At 70.3% G+C, this 15,469-nt stretch carries 15 protein-coding genes and 2 tRNA genes; 6 read left to right on the top strand and 11 right to left on the bottom strand.

Annotated features, from left to right (window positions below; all coding sequences use genetic code 11):
- Nucleotides 1-685: 685 nt before the first annotated feature.
- The 5 genes from BM066_RS24965 to BM066_RS24945 all read right to left on the bottom strand — a co-directional run bounded on the left by BM066_RS24965 (nucleotide 686) and on the right by BM066_RS24945 (nucleotide 5,984).
- Nucleotides 686-2,497 carry an aminopeptidase P family protein gene (locus BM066_RS24965; protein WP_089931085.1) on the bottom strand — a complete coding sequence of 604 codons (1,812 nt, stop codon included), beginning with the start codon at nucleotides 2,495-2,497 and terminating at the stop codon, nucleotides 686-688.
- 57 nt (nucleotides 2,498-2,554) lie between these two features.
- Nucleotides 2,555-2,998 carry a hypothetical protein gene (locus BM066_RS24960; protein ID WP_089931083.1) on the bottom strand — a complete coding sequence of 148 codons (444 nt, stop codon included), beginning with the start codon at nucleotides 2,996-2,998 and terminating at the stop codon, nucleotides 2,555-2,557.
- 106 nt (nucleotides 2,999-3,104) lie between these two features.
- Complete coding sequence (locus BM066_RS24955; protein WP_018062549.1) at nucleotides 3,105-3,971, bottom strand: 50S ribosomal protein L11 methyltransferase; 867 nt, start codon at nucleotides 3,969-3,971, stop codon at nucleotides 3,105-3,107.
- Between the two features lie 17 nt (nucleotides 3,972-3,988).
- The gene (locus BM066_RS24950) at nucleotides 3,989-5,398 is read right to left on the bottom strand and encodes an O-antigen ligase family protein (RefSeq protein ID WP_089931081.1); all 1,410 of its coding nucleotides are present in this window, start codon (nucleotides 5,396-5,398) and stop codon (nucleotides 3,989-3,991) included.
- A gap of 94 nt (nucleotides 5,399-5,492) precedes the next feature.
- Entirely contained in the window at nucleotides 5,493-5,984 is a 492-nt protein-coding gene (locus tag BM066_RS24945) for a hypothetical protein (protein WP_089931079.1), read from the bottom strand.
- A 134-nt stretch (nucleotides 5,985-6,118) separates the two neighbouring features.
- On the opposite strand from BM066_RS24945, the gene BM066_RS24940 reads away from it, so the two are divergent.
- Nucleotides 6,119-7,285: a low temperature requirement protein A gene (locus BM066_RS24940; RefSeq protein ID WP_089931077.1), complete on the top strand. Its 1,167-nt coding sequence runs from the start codon at nucleotides 6,119-6,121 to the stop codon at nucleotides 7,283-7,285.
- Here BM066_RS24940 and pip read toward each other — a convergent pair.
- On the bottom strand, nucleotides 7,282-8,271 hold the full coding sequence (gene pip, locus BM066_RS24935) for a prolyl aminopeptidase (protein WP_089931075.1): 990 nt from the start codon (nucleotides 8,269-8,271) through the stop codon (nucleotides 7,282-7,284). The genes BM066_RS24940 and pip overlap by 4 nt on opposite strands.
- Before the next feature lie 148 nt (nucleotides 8,272-8,419).
- Here pip and BM066_RS24930 point away from each other — a divergent pair, with 148 nt between their 5' ends.
- Entirely contained in the window at nucleotides 8,420-8,674 is a 255-nt protein-coding gene (locus BM066_RS24930; RefSeq protein WP_089931073.1) for a low temperature requirement protein A, read from the top strand.
- A gap of 175 nt (nucleotides 8,675-8,849) precedes the next feature.
- Here BM066_RS24930 and BM066_RS24925 read toward each other — a convergent pair whose 3' ends face one another.
- Nucleotides 8,850-9,836: an alpha/beta fold hydrolase gene (locus BM066_RS24925; protein WP_089931070.1), complete on the bottom strand. Its 987-nt coding sequence runs from the start codon at nucleotides 9,834-9,836 to the stop codon at nucleotides 8,850-8,852.
- A gap of 118 nt (nucleotides 9,837-9,954) precedes the next feature.
- On the opposite strand from BM066_RS24925, the gene BM066_RS24920 reads away from it, so the two are divergent.
- On the top strand, nucleotides 9,955-11,181 hold the full coding sequence (locus tag BM066_RS24920; RefSeq protein ID WP_089931064.1) for a multidrug effflux MFS transporter: 1,227 nt from the start codon (nucleotides 9,955-9,957) through the stop codon (nucleotides 11,179-11,181).
- Here BM066_RS24920 and BM066_RS24915 read toward each other — a convergent pair.
- From BM066_RS24915 to rlmB, 4 genes are all read right to left on the bottom strand, one after another.
- Nucleotides 11,178-11,573 carry a DUF423 domain-containing protein gene (locus BM066_RS24915; protein ID WP_089931062.1) on the bottom strand — a complete coding sequence of 132 codons (396 nt, stop codon included), beginning with the start codon at nucleotides 11,571-11,573 and terminating at the stop codon, nucleotides 11,178-11,180. The genes BM066_RS24920 and BM066_RS24915 overlap by 4 nt on opposite strands.
- Entirely contained in the window at nucleotides 11,570-12,310 is a 741-nt protein-coding gene (locus BM066_RS24910) for a TerC family protein (protein WP_089931060.1), read from the bottom strand. Before BM066_RS24910 ends, BM066_RS24915 begins: the two co-directional genes overlap by 4 nt.
- Nucleotides 12,311-12,352: 42 nt before the next feature.
- A complete protein-coding gene (locus BM066_RS24905; RefSeq protein WP_304441224.1) occupies nucleotides 12,353-13,969 on the bottom strand; it encodes a stalk-specific protein StpX in 1,617 nt (538 codons plus the stop codon).
- Nucleotides 13,970-14,075: 106 nt separating this feature from the next.
- Complete coding sequence (gene rlmB / locus BM066_RS24900) at nucleotides 14,076-14,912, bottom strand: 23S rRNA (guanosine(2251)-2'-O)-methyltransferase RlmB (protein WP_089931055.1); 837 nt, start codon at nucleotides 14,910-14,912, stop codon at nucleotides 14,076-14,078.
- Between the two features lie 171 nt (nucleotides 14,913-15,083).
- Here rlmB and BM066_RS24895 point away from each other — a divergent pair.
- From BM066_RS24895 to BM066_RS24885, 3 genes are all read left to right on the top strand, one after another.
- Nucleotides 15,084-15,169, top strand: a tRNA-Tyr gene (locus BM066_RS24895).
- A 77-nt stretch (nucleotides 15,170-15,246) separates the two neighbouring features.
- A tRNA-Gly gene (locus BM066_RS24890) sits at nucleotides 15,247-15,320 on the top strand.
- 54 nt (nucleotides 15,321-15,374) lie between these two features.
- Nucleotides 15,375-15,469: GTP-binding protein (locus tag BM066_RS24885; RefSeq protein WP_209282537.1), on the top strand; the 95-nt coding region annotated here is incomplete at its 3' end.

Here is a 15,469-nt window from a genome sequence, read left to right as displayed (position 1 = left end):
TGTTGATACCGTTTCGACGAAGTCAGGCGCTTCGCGTGGAGCCGTTATCCGCAAGGCCGGGGCGCGCGGGCCTTTTCCGCCCTTCACCCCACCCGGTGGTTCCCGCTGGATCTGTGCACCGCTTGATTTCAGAGGCGGGAGTGAGCCAAGCCAGGACCGGAGCGAACCCCGCGACGGGCGGAGCCTTCCAGCGAGAAGACCCCGATGGGCGAGCTTACGTCCCTCGCCCTCTGATTAAGCTGGCCGCCCGCAAACTCACGCGCCGCCGACAAGCCCCGCTCGTCCACCCCTGAAAGCCGCATCGGTCGCTGGCCTCGCGCCCTCCCCGTGCCTTCAGGTGAGGTCATTATCAGGGTGGTTTGAAGGGGTGGGGACAGATCGGGGTCGAGAAAGTTCAAGGCGTTGAAATCGTTGAACCTCACTCGCTATCCGCCGAGGATAAGTCGCCCATTTCGCCTTTCCCTCCCCCAGAGGGCGGGGCGATCGCATATGGGTTCACCGCCAAAGACGCTGTCATCCCGGACAAGCCCGGCGCGAGCCGGGCGCAGATCCGGGACCGCCGCAAGCTCTGAGTTCACGCCTCGATCCCGGACCTTCGCGCTGCGCGCTTGTCCGGGATGACAGTCGTATTTGGGCCTAGGCGATAGCCCTGCTCACTCGCGGAAGAGGGTGAGAAAGAGCGCCCCTAAAGCGGCGCGCAGACGTCTTCCAGCCAGGCGCGAACCTCCGGCTCGACCAGCGGACCGATCTCCCGCGCGACCCGCGCGTGATAGGCGTCGAACTGGGCGATTTCCTCGGCCGACAGCAGGCTCTTGTCGACCAGCCGCCGATCGATCGGGGCCAGGGTCAGGGCGTGGAAGCGGTGCATCGGCCGGTCGCCCGTCCCGACGGCCTCGGCCGGCATGACCACCTCGAGGTTCTCGATGCGGATGCCGTACTCGCCGTCCTTGTAGTAGCCCGGCTCGTTGGAGACGATCATGCCCGGCTGCAGGGCGATGGTGTTGGGCGCCTTGCTGATCCGCTGCGGACCCTCGTGGACGCCCAGATAGACGCCGACGCCGTGGCCGGTGCCATGGTCGTAGTCCAGGCCGTGGCTCCAGAGCGCGGCGCGGGCGAAGGCGTCGATCGCCGAACCGGTGGTGCCGGCCGGGAAACGCAGGCGGGCGATGGCCAGGTGGCCCTTGAGGACCAGGGTGTTGCGGGTGACCATCTCGGCCGTCGGCTCGCCGATGGCGACCGTGCGGGTGACGTCGGTGGTGCCGTCCAGGTACTGGCCGCCGCTGTCGACCAGCAGCAGCGAGCCCAGGGCGGCGCGCTCGTTGCTGCGCTCGGTCGGGCGGTAGTGGGGCAGGGCGCCGTGGCCGTTGGCCGCGCCGATGGTGTCGAAGCTGAGGTCCTTGAGCACGCCGGTCGCCTCACGGAAGGCCTCCAGCTTGGCCACGGCCTCCTTCTCGTCGGGCGGATTGACCTGGCCCTCGGTGGCCAGCCAGTGGAGAAAGCGGGTCAGGGCCGCGCCGTCGCGCCGGTGGGCCTCGACCGTGCCGGCGATCTCGACGGCGTTCTTGCAGGCGCGGGGCAGGGTGCAGGGGTCCATGGCGCGGACCACCTGGGCGCCGGCCGCCGCCAGGGCGTCGAAGTACCAGACCGACGATTGGGCGGGATCGACGACGACCTTCTGGCCCGCCAGCTCGGCCAGGGCGGCGTCCAGGGTCTCGGGCGCTTCCAGCGACACCTGGTTGCCCAGCCAGGCCGGAAGCTCGTCCGTGACCTTGGCCGGATCCAGGAACAGCCGCGCCGTACCGTCGGCGCGCAGCACGGCCTGGGACAGCGGCAGGGGCGAGCGGATGACGTCGCCGCCGCGGATATTGAACAGCCAGGCGATCGAGGCCGGGGCGGTGATCACCGCCGCATCGGCGCCCAGGGCGGCGACGGCCGAGCCGACGCGGGCCCGCTTGGAGGCCGACTCCTCGCCGGCGTACCGGACCGGCTGAGGCACGACCGGCGCGGCGGGCTGGGCGGGACGTTCCGCGCCCCAGGCCTCGTCGATCGGGTTGACGGCCACGGGCTTCAGCGCCGCGCCGGCCTTGGCGGCGGCGGCCCTCAGGCCGTCCAGCGCCTGGGGGCTGTGCAGGCGGGCGTCGTAGCCGATCACCGCGCCCTTCGAGGCGGTCTCCAGATAGGCGGGCACCCCGCCCTCGACCAGGTCGCGGATCTCGAACACGCCCTGGTCGACCTGGTCGCGGACCTGCAGGGTGTAGCGGCCGTCGACGAAGACCGCGGCGCGGTCCTTGAGGATCACCCCGGCCCCGGCCGAACCGGTGAAGCCGCTGGCCCAGGCCAGGCGGTCGTTGGCGGCCGGCAGGTATTCGTTCTGGTGCTCGTCCTCGTGCGGCACGAGGAAGCCGTCCAGGCCCTGGCGCGCCATGGCGGCGCGGATCAGGGGAACGTGACGGGGGCCGAAGCCCGGGTCGGTGGATTCATCGAAGGTCTGGCGCATGCCTTCGATTTAGTCCCGCCCCTTCGCCCTGGGAAGGGGCGGGTTGAGATCGTCGGCCTAGTTGACCGGCTGCGGCTGCTGGGCCGGCGGCGGGTTGAGGTTGGGATCGGCCGACGGCGCGAGGGTGTCGTCGCGCGACTGGGCGGCGCGGGCGGCGGCGTCGTGCGCGGCCTGGGCCGCGTTGGCGGCCGTGGCCTCGGTCGAGCGGCGGGCGCTGTCGGCGGCGGCCCCGGCGTCGCGGGCGGCCTGCTGGGCGACGATCGTGGCCTGGGCGGCCCCGGTCTGGGCGTTTTCGACGGCGGCGGCGGTGCGGCCCTGTTCCTGGGCTTGGGTGATCTGGTCGTCGCTGGGCGTGCGCGCCCCGACGGTCAGCATGAAGGCGATGGCGACCACGGCGACGATGGCCACGGCCCCGGCCACGAACCAGCCGGTGGCGCCGCCTTCGCGACGGACGCGCACGACGCGTTCGGGCGGCGGGGCTTGGGGATCGACATAGGTCATGACGTTGCTCCTGGAGCGAGGATGTCCCGCCGGGAGAAACGTGGGGAGGGGGAAGGGTGTTCCGAATCTCCAAACCCTCTCCCAAGGGAGAGGGTGAGTCAAAGCCCTAAGGCCGCTGCAGGACCAGCGCCGCCCAGGCGTCGCGGTGGATGCGGTTGACCACCTTGAAGCCGCGCGAGACGTAGGCGGCCTTGACCATCCGCTCCTGGGTGCGCAGCAGGCCCGACAGGATCACCGTGCCGCCGGGGACCAGGGCGTTCTTGATGTCCTGGGCCAGGCTGACCAGCGGCCGGGCCAGGATGTTGGCGAACACCAGGTCGTAGGGGGCGTTGTCGGTCACCAGGCGGTTGGAAAGGCCCGAGGCGTGGACGAAGCGGGCGTTGGCGCGGTTGACCTTGGCGTTCTCCTTGGAGATCCGCACGCTGGGCTTGTCGATGTCGGTGCCGACGGCGATCCTTGATCCCGTCCGCGCGGCGGCGATCGCCAAGAGCCCGGTGCCGGCCCCGACGTCGAGCACCTTGTTGAACTTGCGGGCCTTGATCAGCCGGTCATAGGCCAGCAGGCAGCCGACGGTCGTGCCGTGGTGGCCGGTGCCGAAGGCCGCGCCGGCCTCGATGCGCAGGTTGACGGTGCTGGCCGGCAGGCGGCCGCGGTCGTGCATGCCGTAGACGAAGAACCGCCCGGCCCGCACCGGCGGCAGGCCCGACAGCGCCATGGCCAGCCAGTCGGCGTCGGCCAGCTGCTCGCGCACCACCTTCAGCGGATAGCCGGCCAGCAACGCCAGCAGGCCCGCGTCTTCCTCGTCGGTGGTCGGGAAGGCGTCGATGCGCCAGATCCCCTTGTCCTCATCCTCTTCCAGGATCGAGTAGGTCGCACCCTCGAGGCCGGGGCGGTTGTCGATGGCGTCGGCGGCGGCTTCGGCGTCGGCGCGCGCGCCGCGGGCGACGATCTGCTGGGGCGTATAGTCGGTCATGCCGCTCCAGTAGCGGCCTATGCGCCGAAAGGCGAGACCGTGCGCTTGCCAAATGTGGGCGCGAAGGCGGGACGGCGGGCCGACGCGGGCGTCCAGATCTCGGGTTCAGGGTCCGCGGAGGCCAGGCTCCAGGCCAGGGGCGGCGCGGCGACCAGCGGACGGCGGGCGGCCTTTTCGGACGGCGCGCCCGGCGCCCACACGGGTCCCAGCAGGCGCGTCACCGCCGCGCAGGCCAGGGCCCAGACGATGCCGTTGCGCTCCAGGATGAAGCTCTCGGAGAAGGTGGTCATCAGGAAGATGGCCAGGAACAGGGTGGCCCAATAGCCGTCCTGCACCCGGCGGAAGCGGAACAGGGCCACCAGCAGCGGCCCGCCCAGCACCAGGGCGCACAGACCCACCCCGATCCAGCCCAGCTGGGCCAGTATGTCCAGCCAGCCGTTGTGGGCGCTGGGCACCAGCCAGCCGGTCTCCTTGCGGATCCAGTTGGCGGGGACGGAGTCCAGGGTCCAGAACACGCCGTAACCGTAGCCGGTCAGCGGATGCTTGGCCGACTGGCGCAGCAGGGCGGCCCAGATGTCGGTGCGGCCGGTCAGGGAGGGATCCTTGCCCAGGGCCTTGAACAGCAGCTCCGGGGCCAGCCACATGACCATGGCGGCGGTCACCGCGACCGTGACGCCCAGCCAGACGACGATCACCGCCGTGGCCGGGCCGCGCCGCATGGCCGCCAGCAGCATCGAGCCGCACAGGCCGATCATCAGGGCCAGCAGCGAGGTCTTGGACTTGCTCATCAGCAGCATCGCCGCGCACAGCACGATGGTGAAGACCATCTGCTTGCGTCGGGTCGAGCCGGCCAGCAGCGCGGCCATCGCGGCCAGGGCGCCGTAGACCATCATCGCGCCCATCTGGTTCTTCTCGTACCAGAGGCCGCGCCAGTCGCCGGCGTTGATGTCGTGCTGCACGCCCATCTTCGGATAGGCGACGGCGGCCAGGAGGCCGGCCGCGGCCAGGAGCAGGAAGGTGACGGCGATGATCTCGGCCATCCGCCGCCCGTCGAAGCTGGACGCGAAATAGAGGCCGAACAGGGTGGTGAAGGCCGCCGCCAGGGCCCGGCGGTTGGTGGTGGCCGGGTTCAGCGACCAGGAGGCCGAGGCGTAGACCCAGAAGATCAGCAGGCTCAGCATCAGGGCCGGAAGCCAGAACCGCATCAGGCGCGGCGCGCGCCAGACCGCCAGGCCCAGGATCAGGGCGTAGACCGGCAGCCACATCAGCCGCAGGACGGGAATGTTCTCGCCGCCGGCCTGCAGCGGATCCAGCAACGGCCCGATCAGGGCGTTGGACAGCATGAACAGCACGAAGCCGCAGGCCAGCGCTTCCAGCTTGCGCCAGAGGTCGGGCCGTTCAGCCTGCTGGTGTTCCGCGTCCGCCATTCCGATCCAGGTTCTGGCGCGAAATGGAACACGCGCCGTGGGTTGGAGCGGTTGGCAGCAAGGGCGGGGCCGGGATGAGCGGTGTTTGGGTGGACTAGTACGCCGCGGCGATCGCCATGGGCGCTTCCGGCGCGTCGATCGCCTGCGGGGGCTCGGGCGCGGGCGGCGCGTCCTCGGGCAGGCGGGTGTCCAGGATGTCGCCGCCGGTCGACGGCCAGGTCCGCTCCGCGGCCTCGACCTCGGCCAGCTGCACGGACGGGGCCTGGACCTGGGGCTCGGGCGCCGGCTCGGTCCAGGACGCCGGGACATAGTCGGGGACCTCGTACGAGGCCACGACCACGGGCGGCTGGTCGGTCTGCGGGGCGGGCAGGAAGTCGGTCCCGACCACGTAGTCGGGAACCTTGCCGCCGGGCCAGGCGACCGCCGGGGCCTCGGGATAGGCGGGGCCAGAGGCGAACAAGGTCTCGGCCTGGGGCGCGGTCTGCGGGCCGGTCCTGAGGGCCAGGCCGCCCGTCAGCCCCGCCGCCAAGGCGGCGACGGCGCCGACCAGCGCGGCGCGATGGGGGCGAAGGTCCGAAGCGTCCATGCCGACAAGAGCGCGCGGAACGACAAAACGTTCGATCTACGCCGTGCGAAGGTCGTCCGCGACGGGCGCCGAAACCGGCATCCGCTTTCGGCCGTCACGCCTTAGGCTGGCGACTCGCCAGAGGGGAACACGACATGCCACGCCGCCACATGCTCCGCGACCGCGCCTCGGGCGGCCATGCGCGGGTCACCTATGTCGAGCTGTTCTTCGACCTGGTGTTCGTGTTCGCGGTCACCCAGCTGTCGCACGGCCTGATGGCCCATCCGACCCTGCTGGGCGTGGTCGAGACCGGCCTGCTGCTGATGGCCGTCTGGTGGGCCTGGATCTTCACCGCCTGGGTCACCAACTGGCTGGACCCCGAGCGGGCGCCGGTGCGGATCATGCTGTTCGCGGTGATGGTGGTGGGCATGGTCATGACCATGTCGATCCCCAAGGCGTTCGGCGAGCGCGGCCTGATCTTCGCCCTGGCCTTCGTGGCGATCCAGCTGGGCCGCAGCCTGTTCACCGCCTGGGCGATGCGCGGCCATCCGTTCCAGAGCCGCAACTTCATCCGGATCTCGGCCTGGTTCGCGACGTCGGGCGTGTTGTGGATCGCCGGCGGCCTGGCCGGGGGCGGCGCGCGGCTGGCGCTGTGGGGCGGGGCGCTGGCCCTGGAGTACGTCTCGCCGGCCCTGGGCTTCTGGACCCCCGGCATGGGCCGCGCCCGCGCCGAGGAGTGGGACGTCGAGGGCGGCCACCTGGCCGAGCGCTGCGCCCTGTTCACGATCATCGCCCTGGGCGAGTCGATCCTGGTCATGGGCGCGACCACCGCGACCCTGGCCTGGACGCCGACGGTGATCGCCGCGTTCCTGGCCTCGTTCGCCGGCAGCCTGGCCATGTGGTGGATCTATTTCTCGTTCACCGCCGAAGCCGCCAGCGAGGCGATCAGCCACGCCAAGAACCCCGGCCGGGTGGCCCGCGAGGCCTATACCTACATCCATCTGCTGCCGATCGCCGGCGTCATCGTCACGGCCGTGGCCGACGAATGGACGATCCACCATCCCGTGGGCCATACCGACCTGAAGACGGCGCTGGCCCTGATCGGCGGGCCGTTCCTGTTCCTGCTGGGCGGCGCTCTGTTCAAGCGGGCGGTGTTCCGGATCTGGGCGCCGGCGCAGGTGGTCGGCCTGCTGGCGCTGGCGGCCCTGGCGCCGGTCAGCCTGGCGGTCGGCCCGCTGGTCCTGTCGATCGCCACGACCGTGGTCCTGCTGGGGGTGTCCGTCCGCGAGGGACTGGTGCACCGCGCCCGGGCGAAGGCCTAGACGCCCAACGCCGCGTTGGTCGCCCGCACCAAGCCGTCGATGACGCCGGGCTCGGTCGAGGCGTGGCCCGCGTCCCAGACGATCTCGAACCGGGCCTCCGGCCAGGCGCGGTGCAGGGACCAGGCGCTGTCCAGCGGCGTGACGACGTCGAAGCGGCCCTGGACGATCCAGGCCGGGATGTGGCGGATCCGGTCGATGTTCTTCAGGATCCAGCCGTCCTCCTCGAAGAACCCGCCATTGGCGAAGAAGTGGCATTCGATCCGCGCGAAGGCGATGGCGAAGTCCTCTTCGTTGAACTTCGGGGGGCGGGCTTCGGGCCCGCGAAGCGAGATGGTGTCGCCCTCCCACTGGCTCCAGGCTCCGGCCGCCTCGGCCTGGACGCGGCGGTCGGGATGGGTCAGGCGCTTGTGATAGGCGGTCATCAGGTCGCCGCGCTCCTCGACCGGGATCGGGGCCAGGAACCGCTCCCAGGCGTCGGGGAACAGCATCGAGGCGCCGTCCTGGTAGAACCAGCGCAGCTCCTTCTGGGTCAGCAGGAAGATGCCGCGCAGCACCAGGCCCTCGACCCGTTCGGGGTGGACGATGGCGTAGGCCAGGGCCAGGGTCGAGCCCCAGGAGCCGCCGAACACGGTCCACTTCTCGATCCCCAGGTGCACGCGCAGCCGCTCGATGTCGGCGATCAGGCTCCAGGTGGTGTTGTCCTCGAGGCTGGCGTTGGGGCGCGAGCGGCCGCAGCCGCGCTGGTCGAACAGGGCCATGCGCCACCGGCTGGGATCGAAGAACCGCCGCATGGTCGGATTGACCGCCCCGCCGGGGCCGCCGTGCAGGATCACCGCCGGCTTGCCGCGCGGGGCGCCGCACTCCTCGTAATAGATCTCGTGCGGACCGCCCGTGCCCAGCCAGCCGAACGAAAAGGGCTCGATGTCGCGAAACAGGCCGCGGCGACCGTTGGCGGACATGGGCGGGGCGGAAGCGTTGCGATCCATGATGCAACCCTAAACCGGTTTCGGGCCGCGAGGGAACGGCGCGAGCGGGTCATTCGCCCATGCTTGCGGCGCGCCCCGCATCGCCGCTCGCCGAACCCCGGCCGGGGACCGTCGCAACCCGCGCCGCTTTTGCCTATTCTCCCGAGTCATGAACAACCCCGAAGACCTCAGCGACGAAGAACTGCTCGACATGCTGACTCCGCGCCAGTTGGCCGAGCTGGACCGCGCGATCGCCGAGATGATGGGCCCCGAAGGCCTCGACAAGGTCATCTCCCTGCAGGTGATGGCCCAGCTCTACACGGTGCGCGCCGCCGAGCGCGACGAGACCTCGGCCCTGGCGATGCTGCAGATGGCGGCGGCGATGCGCCGGCGCGCGGAGATCCTGGCGGCGGACAAGGGGTAGGGGGATACCCAATTGGGCGGCGGAATTATCCGAAGGATATCAGTGGCCTAGAACTGGTTGTCATCCCGCAAGCCTCGCAAAGGCCGTCCGGACCCAGGGGGGCTGGGCGAAGGCGGTGCAGTCGCCCTGGATCCCGGACAAGCGCTGCGCGTTTTCCGGGATGACAACCGCGGTCTCATGGATTCGGGAACCGCCGCCCTAGCCAGTCGATCAGGATCGCGTTCACTTGGTCGGGCTTCTCTTGCTGGGTCCAGTGGCCGCTGCCCTCGACCAGCACCTTCTCCAGGTCCGAGATCTGGTCGCCCATGCGGTCGGCCAGGGACGGTGGCAGCACCACGTCGTGCTCGGCCATGATCATCAGGCACGGGATTCCGTCGATCCGTGTCGGCAAGTGCTCGGCCCGCTCCCAGTTTCGGACGAAGTTGCGGTACCAGTTGATCCCGCCGGTGAAGCCAGTGCGCTGGAACGTCTCGACGAAGACCTTCAGCTCCTCGGGCGCCAGCAACTGGCTGGAGTCGTCGGCGACGTCGTAGCGGGCCAGGCCGTCCTGCAGGGCCAGCGAGCGCCCGCTGGTCTCGCCGCTGGTGAAGGCGGCCTGAACGCCGGTCGGCTTGCGCATGAAGTAGCGCATGGTCCTGTCGACGTCGGCGGCCAGCTGGGCGTCGGCCACGCCGGGTTTCTGGAAGTGGACGATGTACATGTCCTCGCCGAACGCGTGACGGAACATGGTGATGGGGTCGACCGGCAGGCGCGGCAGGAACGGGGTGTTGACCCCGACCACGCCAGCCACGCGGTCTGGATGCATCAGCGGCATTTGCCAGACGACCAAGCCGCCCCAGTCATGACCGCAGAACACCGCCTTGCCGACGCCCAGGTGGTCCAGCAACCCGACGAGGTCGCCGGTCAGATGGGCCATGTCGTAGGCCTCGACCGCCTCGGGACGGTCGGTCAGGCCATAGCCGCGCTGGTCGGGGACGATCACCCAACGCCCCGCCGCCGCCAGGGCCGCGATCTGCCAGCGCCACGAATAGGAGAATTCGGGAAAGCCGTGGCACAGCACGATCGGGACGCCGACCCGCGGCCCGGCCTCGTAATAGGCCATGCGGATCCCGTTGATCTGCGCGAACGAAGGTTCGGGCATCGGCGGCGCGAGCTGGGTCATGGCGTTTCCTGCTTATGTTATTGGTGATCACTTTGCCGGCCGGCGTCGCGCCGGGCAAGGCCGCGATTCGTACGGTCAAGGACTTACCCCTGTGGAAAACAAGCGTAAAAGCGCGGCCATGACCGACGACGTCCAGTCCGCGCCCGCCGCCACGCCCTGGCGGCTCGTCCTGATGCTGGGCGCCCTGACCGCCTTCGCGCCGATGTCGATCGACATGTACCTGTCGAGCATGCCGGAGATCGGTCGGACCTTGCACGCGGGGGCCGACGACGTTCAGGCCACCCTGGCGGCGTTCTTCGCCGGCATGGCGATCGGCCAGTTCCTGTACGGCCCGGCCTCGGACCGGTTCGGGCGGCGCCCGCCGCTGCTGCTGGGCATCGGCCTCTATGTCGTCGCCTCGGTGGTCTGCGCCACGGCGGCGTCGATCCAGGTGCTGATCGCCGCCCGCTTCGTCCAGGCCCTGGGCGGCTGCGCGGGGGCGGTGATCGCCCGGGCGGTGGTGCGCGACAAGTTCAACCACGCCGATACGGCGCGAGTGCTGTCGCTGATGACCCTGATCATGGGCCTGGCGCCGGTTCTGGCCCCGCAGTTCGGCGGCGTCGTCCAGTTCCTCGCCGGCTGGCGCGGCGTGTTCTGGACGCTGGTGGTCTTCGGCCTGCTGATCGGTTTGTGGATCGCGCTGAGCCTGGCGGAGTCGCGGTCCGAGGCCACGGCGGTCCAGGCGCGTTCGGAAAACCCGTTCCGCGCCTACGCCGCCCTGCTGCGCCAGAAGCGGCTGGTCGGCTATGGCGTGGCCGGGGCCCTGAACGGCGCGACCCTGTTCACCTACATCTCGACCGCGCCGGATCTGGTGATGGGGACCTACGGCCACTCGCCGCTGGTGTTCAACATCGTCTTCGCCTTCAACGCCGTGGGCATCATCGGGGCCAGCCAGGTCAACCGCCTGCTGCTGCGCCGCGCCACGCCCGACCAGGTGCTGGTGCGGGCCAGCATCGCCTCGATCGTCGCCGCCCTGCTGCTGGTCGCCGTCGCCTACAGCGGTCTGGGCGGTCAGTTCACCGTCCTGCCGCTGCTGTTCGCGGCCCTGTCGAGCTACGGGCTGATGGCCGGCAACACCATGGCCGGGGCGCTGAGCGTCGATCCCAGCCGGGCCGGCTCGACCTCGGCCCTGATGGGCGGAGCCTCGTTCGGGGCCGGCGCCCTGGCCTCGTGGGCCGGCGGCCTGCTGCACGACGGCACGGCCAGGCCGGTGGCGGCGGTGATGTTCGCCTGCCTGGTGGGCTCGAGCCTGGCGATCTTTGGCCTGGCGGTCCCCAAGGACCGGCGGGGCAAGGCGCCAGCCTAGATTTCGCGATCCGCGATCGTTCCCGCTCGCCAGGCCAGCAGCAGCCAGCCGGCCAGGAAGCACAGGCCGCCGAACGGCGTGACCATGCCCAGGACGCGCGGCGCGCCGAACGCCAGGGCGTACAGCGAGCCCGAGAACAGCACGGTTCCGGCCAAGAACAGGGCCGGGATCGTCAGCCCCGCCCCGCCGCCGACCTTGTCCTTGCCGACTTGGCGCACCGCCAGCCAGCCGAACACCGCCAGGGCGTGGGTCATCTGGTACAGCGACCCGGTGTGCAGCAGCTCGGCCGCCCGCGCGTCCCTGGCGCCGTGGGCGGCGAAGGCCCCGAACGCCACGGCCAGGAAGCCGCTGAGCGCGGCCAGGCGGACGACGAGGGCCGGGCCGCGCGTCATTTGTGCTTGTTGTGCGCGGCCAGCTCGTCCTGGGTGATGTCCAGGAACGACGGGGCGGCGGCGTTGTAGGCCTGGGTCTTGTGCAGGTCGATGACCACGCTGCGGTGGCCCTCCCAGATCATGTGCAGGGCGACGTACAGCACGATGGCCAGGCCGACGAAGCCGATCCAGCGGTGCTTGTGCAACAGGTTGGCGATGGCGGTGGCGGCCACGCCCATCAGGATGATCGACAGCAGCAGGCCGAACACCAGGATGGCGGGGTGCTCGCGGGCCGCGCCGGCCACGGCCAACACGTTGTCCAGCGACATCGAGACGTCGGCGATCAGCACCTGCAGGAAGGCCTGCTTGAAGCTCTTGGCCGGCTTGGCGCGAGGCTCGGTGGCCGGGTCGTCGTCCAGGACGGCGCGGGCGTTCTCCTGGTCGTGGGTGATCTGCTCGCGCAGCTCGCGCCACATCTTCCAGCAGACCCACAGCAGCAGCACGCCGCCGGCCAGCAGCAGGCCGATCACGCCCAGCAGCCAGGTGGTGATCAGGGCGAAGCTGATGCGCAGCACCACGGCCGCGCCCAGGCCGTAGAGGATGACCTTCTTGCGGTCCTTGGCCGGCAGGCCGCCGGCCGCCAGGCCCACGGCCACCGCATTGTCGCCCGCCAGGACGAGGTCGATCATCAGGACGGAAAGGAAGGCCGCGAACGGACCGTTCAGTCCGCCCACCTGGGCGAGGAGCGCGTCAAACATGCGGCCTCAATGCGTCAGGCGGGCGGGTCTGGCAAGCATCCCTTAGTGGGCGGGCTCGAGTTCCTTGTGCGCGGCGTGGACGTCGCCATGGGGGGCGGCCTCGGCGACGACGGGACCATGGTCCTCATGGCCGTGGCCATGATCGTCGTGAGGGGCGGCGAGGGGCGCGTCGGCATGATCGACCGCCAGGGCCTCGGGTCCCGGCGTCGGGGCGACATGGTGATCGTCACGGCCGTGGTCTTCGTGCGCCGGGGCTGCGAACGGGTTGTGCTCCATCGCCTGACCATGGTCGCCGTGATGGCCGACCGCGTCGGTCACGACCGCGCCGGCGACGGCGCCGCCGGCGGCCGCGACCATCGGGTTGACGTAATTGACCTCGGCGGCCTTCGGGGCCTCGAAGTCCATCTCGTTGCGGCCGTAGTCGGTCAGGGTGCGGAACTTGCGGCGGCGCTCGGTCCGCGCCCTGGCGGCCGAGGCGTTGCGCGAGATCGCCACCAGGATCAGCAGGGCCAGCAGCACCAGCGCGCCGCCCAGCAGCGACTTGCCCGGCACCTTGCCGACGCCCGGCAGGTCGATCGTCTCGTAGCGGCCCAGGCTGGGCATGAAGCCCTGGGTCTTTTCCTTCACCGCCTCTTGGATCGGGGCGACTTGCTTGGCGATCGAACCCAGGGTGAAGCCTTGAGCCGGCTTGGTCCCGTTCAGCGCGACGCCGAACTCGGTCTTCAGCGGACCCTTGGCCTCGGCGGTCGGCTTGACCTGCCAGGCGAAGGTGGCCGGCTCGCCGGCCTTGACCACGGCGGTCTGGCGGCCGTTCGGGGTGATCTCGTAGCCCTGGCCCTGCAGGTCGGCATAGGCGCTGGTCTTCCTGGCCGCCTTGGTCAGGCCCAGCTTGGCGGCTTCGGTCTTGATCAGCTCGCCCAGGGTGGCGGGCAAGGATAGGGTGACCTGGCCCTCCTTGCCCTGGGCCAGGCTTTCGGCCGTGGCCAGGGTCGCGCCCCTGGTGGCTTCCGGCGCGACGGCCGCCTGCAGGGTCTGCAGCTTGGTCGTCGGCTTGGCCGGGACGGGCTTGGCGGCGACGGTGGGCGGGGCGAGCGGCGCGACGATCGGAGCCTTGGCCGGGGCCACGGCGGGCTTGGCGGCGGTGATCGGCTTCAGCGGGGCCGGGGCGGGCGCCGCGGCGACCGGCTTCGGCGCGGGCTTGGCGACCGGCGTCGGCCTGGCCACGGGCGCCGCGGCGGCATGGGCGACGGGAGTGGCCGCGACGTGGACCCGGCGGGCCGGGGCGACGGGCGCGCGCGACACATGGCGGACCGTGCGATGCGCGTTCCTGGGCGAACCCTTGGGATTGGCGATCGGCGCCATGGCGGTGACCAGGGTCCCGTCGGGACGGCGCCACGTCCGCAGGGTCGACCGGGTCGTGGTGACCGGGACCGGCGCGGTCGCGGCGGTGGGCGGGCCGCCCAGCAGGCCGTCGGCCGGCGAGGCCTCGGACGCGGGCGGCGCGCCCATCAGGTCCGGCGTCTGGGCGGCGGCGTAGCCGGGTTCGGTCGTGGCGGCGGGCGGCGCCTCGACGGGCTCGCGCGCGCCGCAGCCAGCGATCATCAGAACGCTCACCGCGCAGCCGGCCAGAGCCGCCGAACGGACTTTGTTGTGCAACATCGGGTCCCCCGATCCCATGTCCGAACTCTCCGCCAAGCAACGCCGCGCGGCCTCAGGCTTGAGAGAACCACGTCATCGCGACGAAATCAAAACGGTTAACGGGGATTCACGAACCGGTTTCATCCCTGGGGCGAACTTTTGACGCCTCGTAGAGCGCCACCGCCGCCGCAGCGGACACGTTCAGGCTCTCGAAGCCTCCGGGCATGGCAATTTTTCCCATCACGTCGCAGTGTTCGGCCACCAGCCGGCGCACGCCTTCGCCCTCCGAGCCCAGCACCAGCACCGTGGGGCGTTCGTCCAGCACCTGGTCGAGGGTCTGCTCGGCCTCGCCGGCCAGGCCCACGGCCCGCCAGCCCAGGTCGGCCAGCTCTTCCAGGGCGCGGGAAAGATTGACCACGCGCACGTGGGGGATCTTGTCCACCGCCCCGACGGCGGTCTTGGCCAGCACGCCGGTCAGGGCCGGGGCGTGGCGGTCCTGAAGAATCACGCCCCGGGCCCCGAAGGCGGCGGCCGAGCGGAAGATCGCCCCGATGTTCTGCGGGTCGGTGATCTGGTCCAGCATCACCAGCAGGCCCTGGGCCGGCGTCCCCAGGTCGTGGACGCTGAGCATCTCGGGCTCGTCGATCTTCAGGGCCAGACCCTGGTGCACCGCCCCGGCGGGCAGCTGACGGGCGATGTCGGCGCCCTCCATGATCTGCAGGAAGGGCGCGCGGCTCAGATTCGGCGCGAGTCGTTTGGCGCGATCCGGGGTGGCCAGAAGGCGTTTCGGAACGGGCCTGGCGGGGTTGGAAAGCGCGGCCTCGACGGCGTGAATCCCCCAGATCCAGTCCTTGGCGTCGCCCTGGCCCTTGGAAAACTTGTTGTTTTCCCGAGGCTTGGAACGAAAATCACGTCCGGGCGAAGAAGGCTTTTTCCGGTCGTTGCGTTCGGAATGAGAGGACACTATAAGACGCGCTCCGATTTGGGGCCCTGAGGGTTTCCAAGAGCCAGGGCGGCGCTGCTTTAGCACCGTCTCACAGGTCTCGAGGAAGCTTTTGTTCCTTTTTCGTGACGGGCGGTCCGCCGCCGGTTTCGAGGATGGAAAGGCCGCTTTGAAGGAACTCTGTCGCGCGCTGGGGGAATGTCCCGAGTGGCAAAGGGGGGGGACTGTAAATCCCCTGGCGTACGCCTTCGTAGGTTCGAGTCCTACTTCCCCCACCACGCGCGACGAGAGCTCCCAAGAAGCCTGGGCCCCGAAGAAGCCAGACCCGGGAGCCGATCGCGACCCCGCTAGCTTGGCGGGTATAGCACAATGGTAGTGCAGCAGCCTTCCAAGCTGAGGATGCGGGTTCGATTCCCGCTACCCGCTCCAGCTCCCAACACATGAATTCCCTGAAACAAGCCCGCCGGCGCGAAGGTAGAGACGATGGCCAAGGAAAAGTTCGAACGTAACAAGCCGCACTGCAACATCGGCACGATTGGTCACGTTGACCATGGCAAGACGACGTTGACGGCCGCGAT

The sequence above is a fragment of the Caulobacter sp. UNC279MFTsu5.1 genome (genome assembly GCF_900114015.1).
GTDB lineage: Bacteria > Pseudomonadota > Alphaproteobacteria > Caulobacterales > Caulobacteraceae > Caulobacter.
Note: the sequence above shows the minus strand (reverse complement) of the source record. Positions and strands in the feature narration are given on the sequence as shown.

Excerpts from the sequence above, each read along its gene's own strand:
- BM066_RS24965 (WP_089931085.1), bottom strand. The coding sequence starts at position 2,497 with ATGCGCCAGACCTTCGATGAATCCACCGACCCGGGCTTCGGCCCCCGT.
- BM066_RS24925 (WP_089931070.1), bottom strand. The coding sequence starts at position 9,836 with ATGACCCAGCTCGCGCCGCCGATGCCCGAACCTTCGTTCGCGCAGATC.
- BM066_RS24920 (WP_089931064.1), top strand. The coding sequence starts at position 9,955 with ATGACCGACGACGTCCAGTCCGCGCCCGCCGCCACGCCCTGGCGGCTC.
- BM066_RS24905 (WP_304441224.1), bottom strand. The coding sequence starts at position 13,969 with ATGTTGCACAACAAAGTCCGTTCGGCGGCTCTGGCCGGCTGCGCGGTG.
- BM066_RS24915 (WP_089931062.1), bottom strand. The coding sequence starts at position 11,573 with ATGACGCGCGGCCCGGCCCTCGTCGTCCGCCTGGCCGCGCTCAGCGGC.
- BM066_RS24930 (WP_089931073.1), top strand. The coding sequence starts at position 8,420 with ATGAACAACCCCGAAGACCTCAGCGACGAAGAACTGCTCGACATGCTG.
- BM066_RS24960 (WP_089931083.1), bottom strand. The coding sequence starts at position 2,998 with ATGACCTATGTCGATCCCCAAGCCCCGCCGCCCGAACGCGTCGTGCGC.
- pip (WP_089931075.1), bottom strand. The coding sequence starts at position 8,271 with ATGGATCGCAACGCTTCCGCCCCGCCCATGTCCGCCAACGGTCGCCGC.
- BM066_RS24950 (WP_089931081.1), bottom strand. The coding sequence starts at position 5,398 with ATGGCGGACGCGGAACACCAGCAGGCTGAACGGCCCGACCTCTGGCGC.
- BM066_RS24945 (WP_089931079.1), bottom strand. The coding sequence starts at position 5,984 with ATGGACGCTTCGGACCTTCGCCCCCATCGCGCCGCGCTGGTCGGCGCC.
- BM066_RS24940 (WP_089931077.1), top strand. The coding sequence starts at position 6,119 with ATGCCACGCCGCCACATGCTCCGCGACCGCGCCTCGGGCGGCCATGCG.
- BM066_RS24910 (WP_089931060.1), bottom strand. The coding sequence starts at position 12,310 with ATGTTTGACGCGCTCCTCGCCCAGGTGGGCGGACTGAACGGTCCGTTC.
- BM066_RS24955 (WP_018062549.1), bottom strand. The coding sequence starts at position 3,971 with ATGACCGACTATACGCCCCAGCAGATCGTCGCCCGCGGCGCGCGCGCC.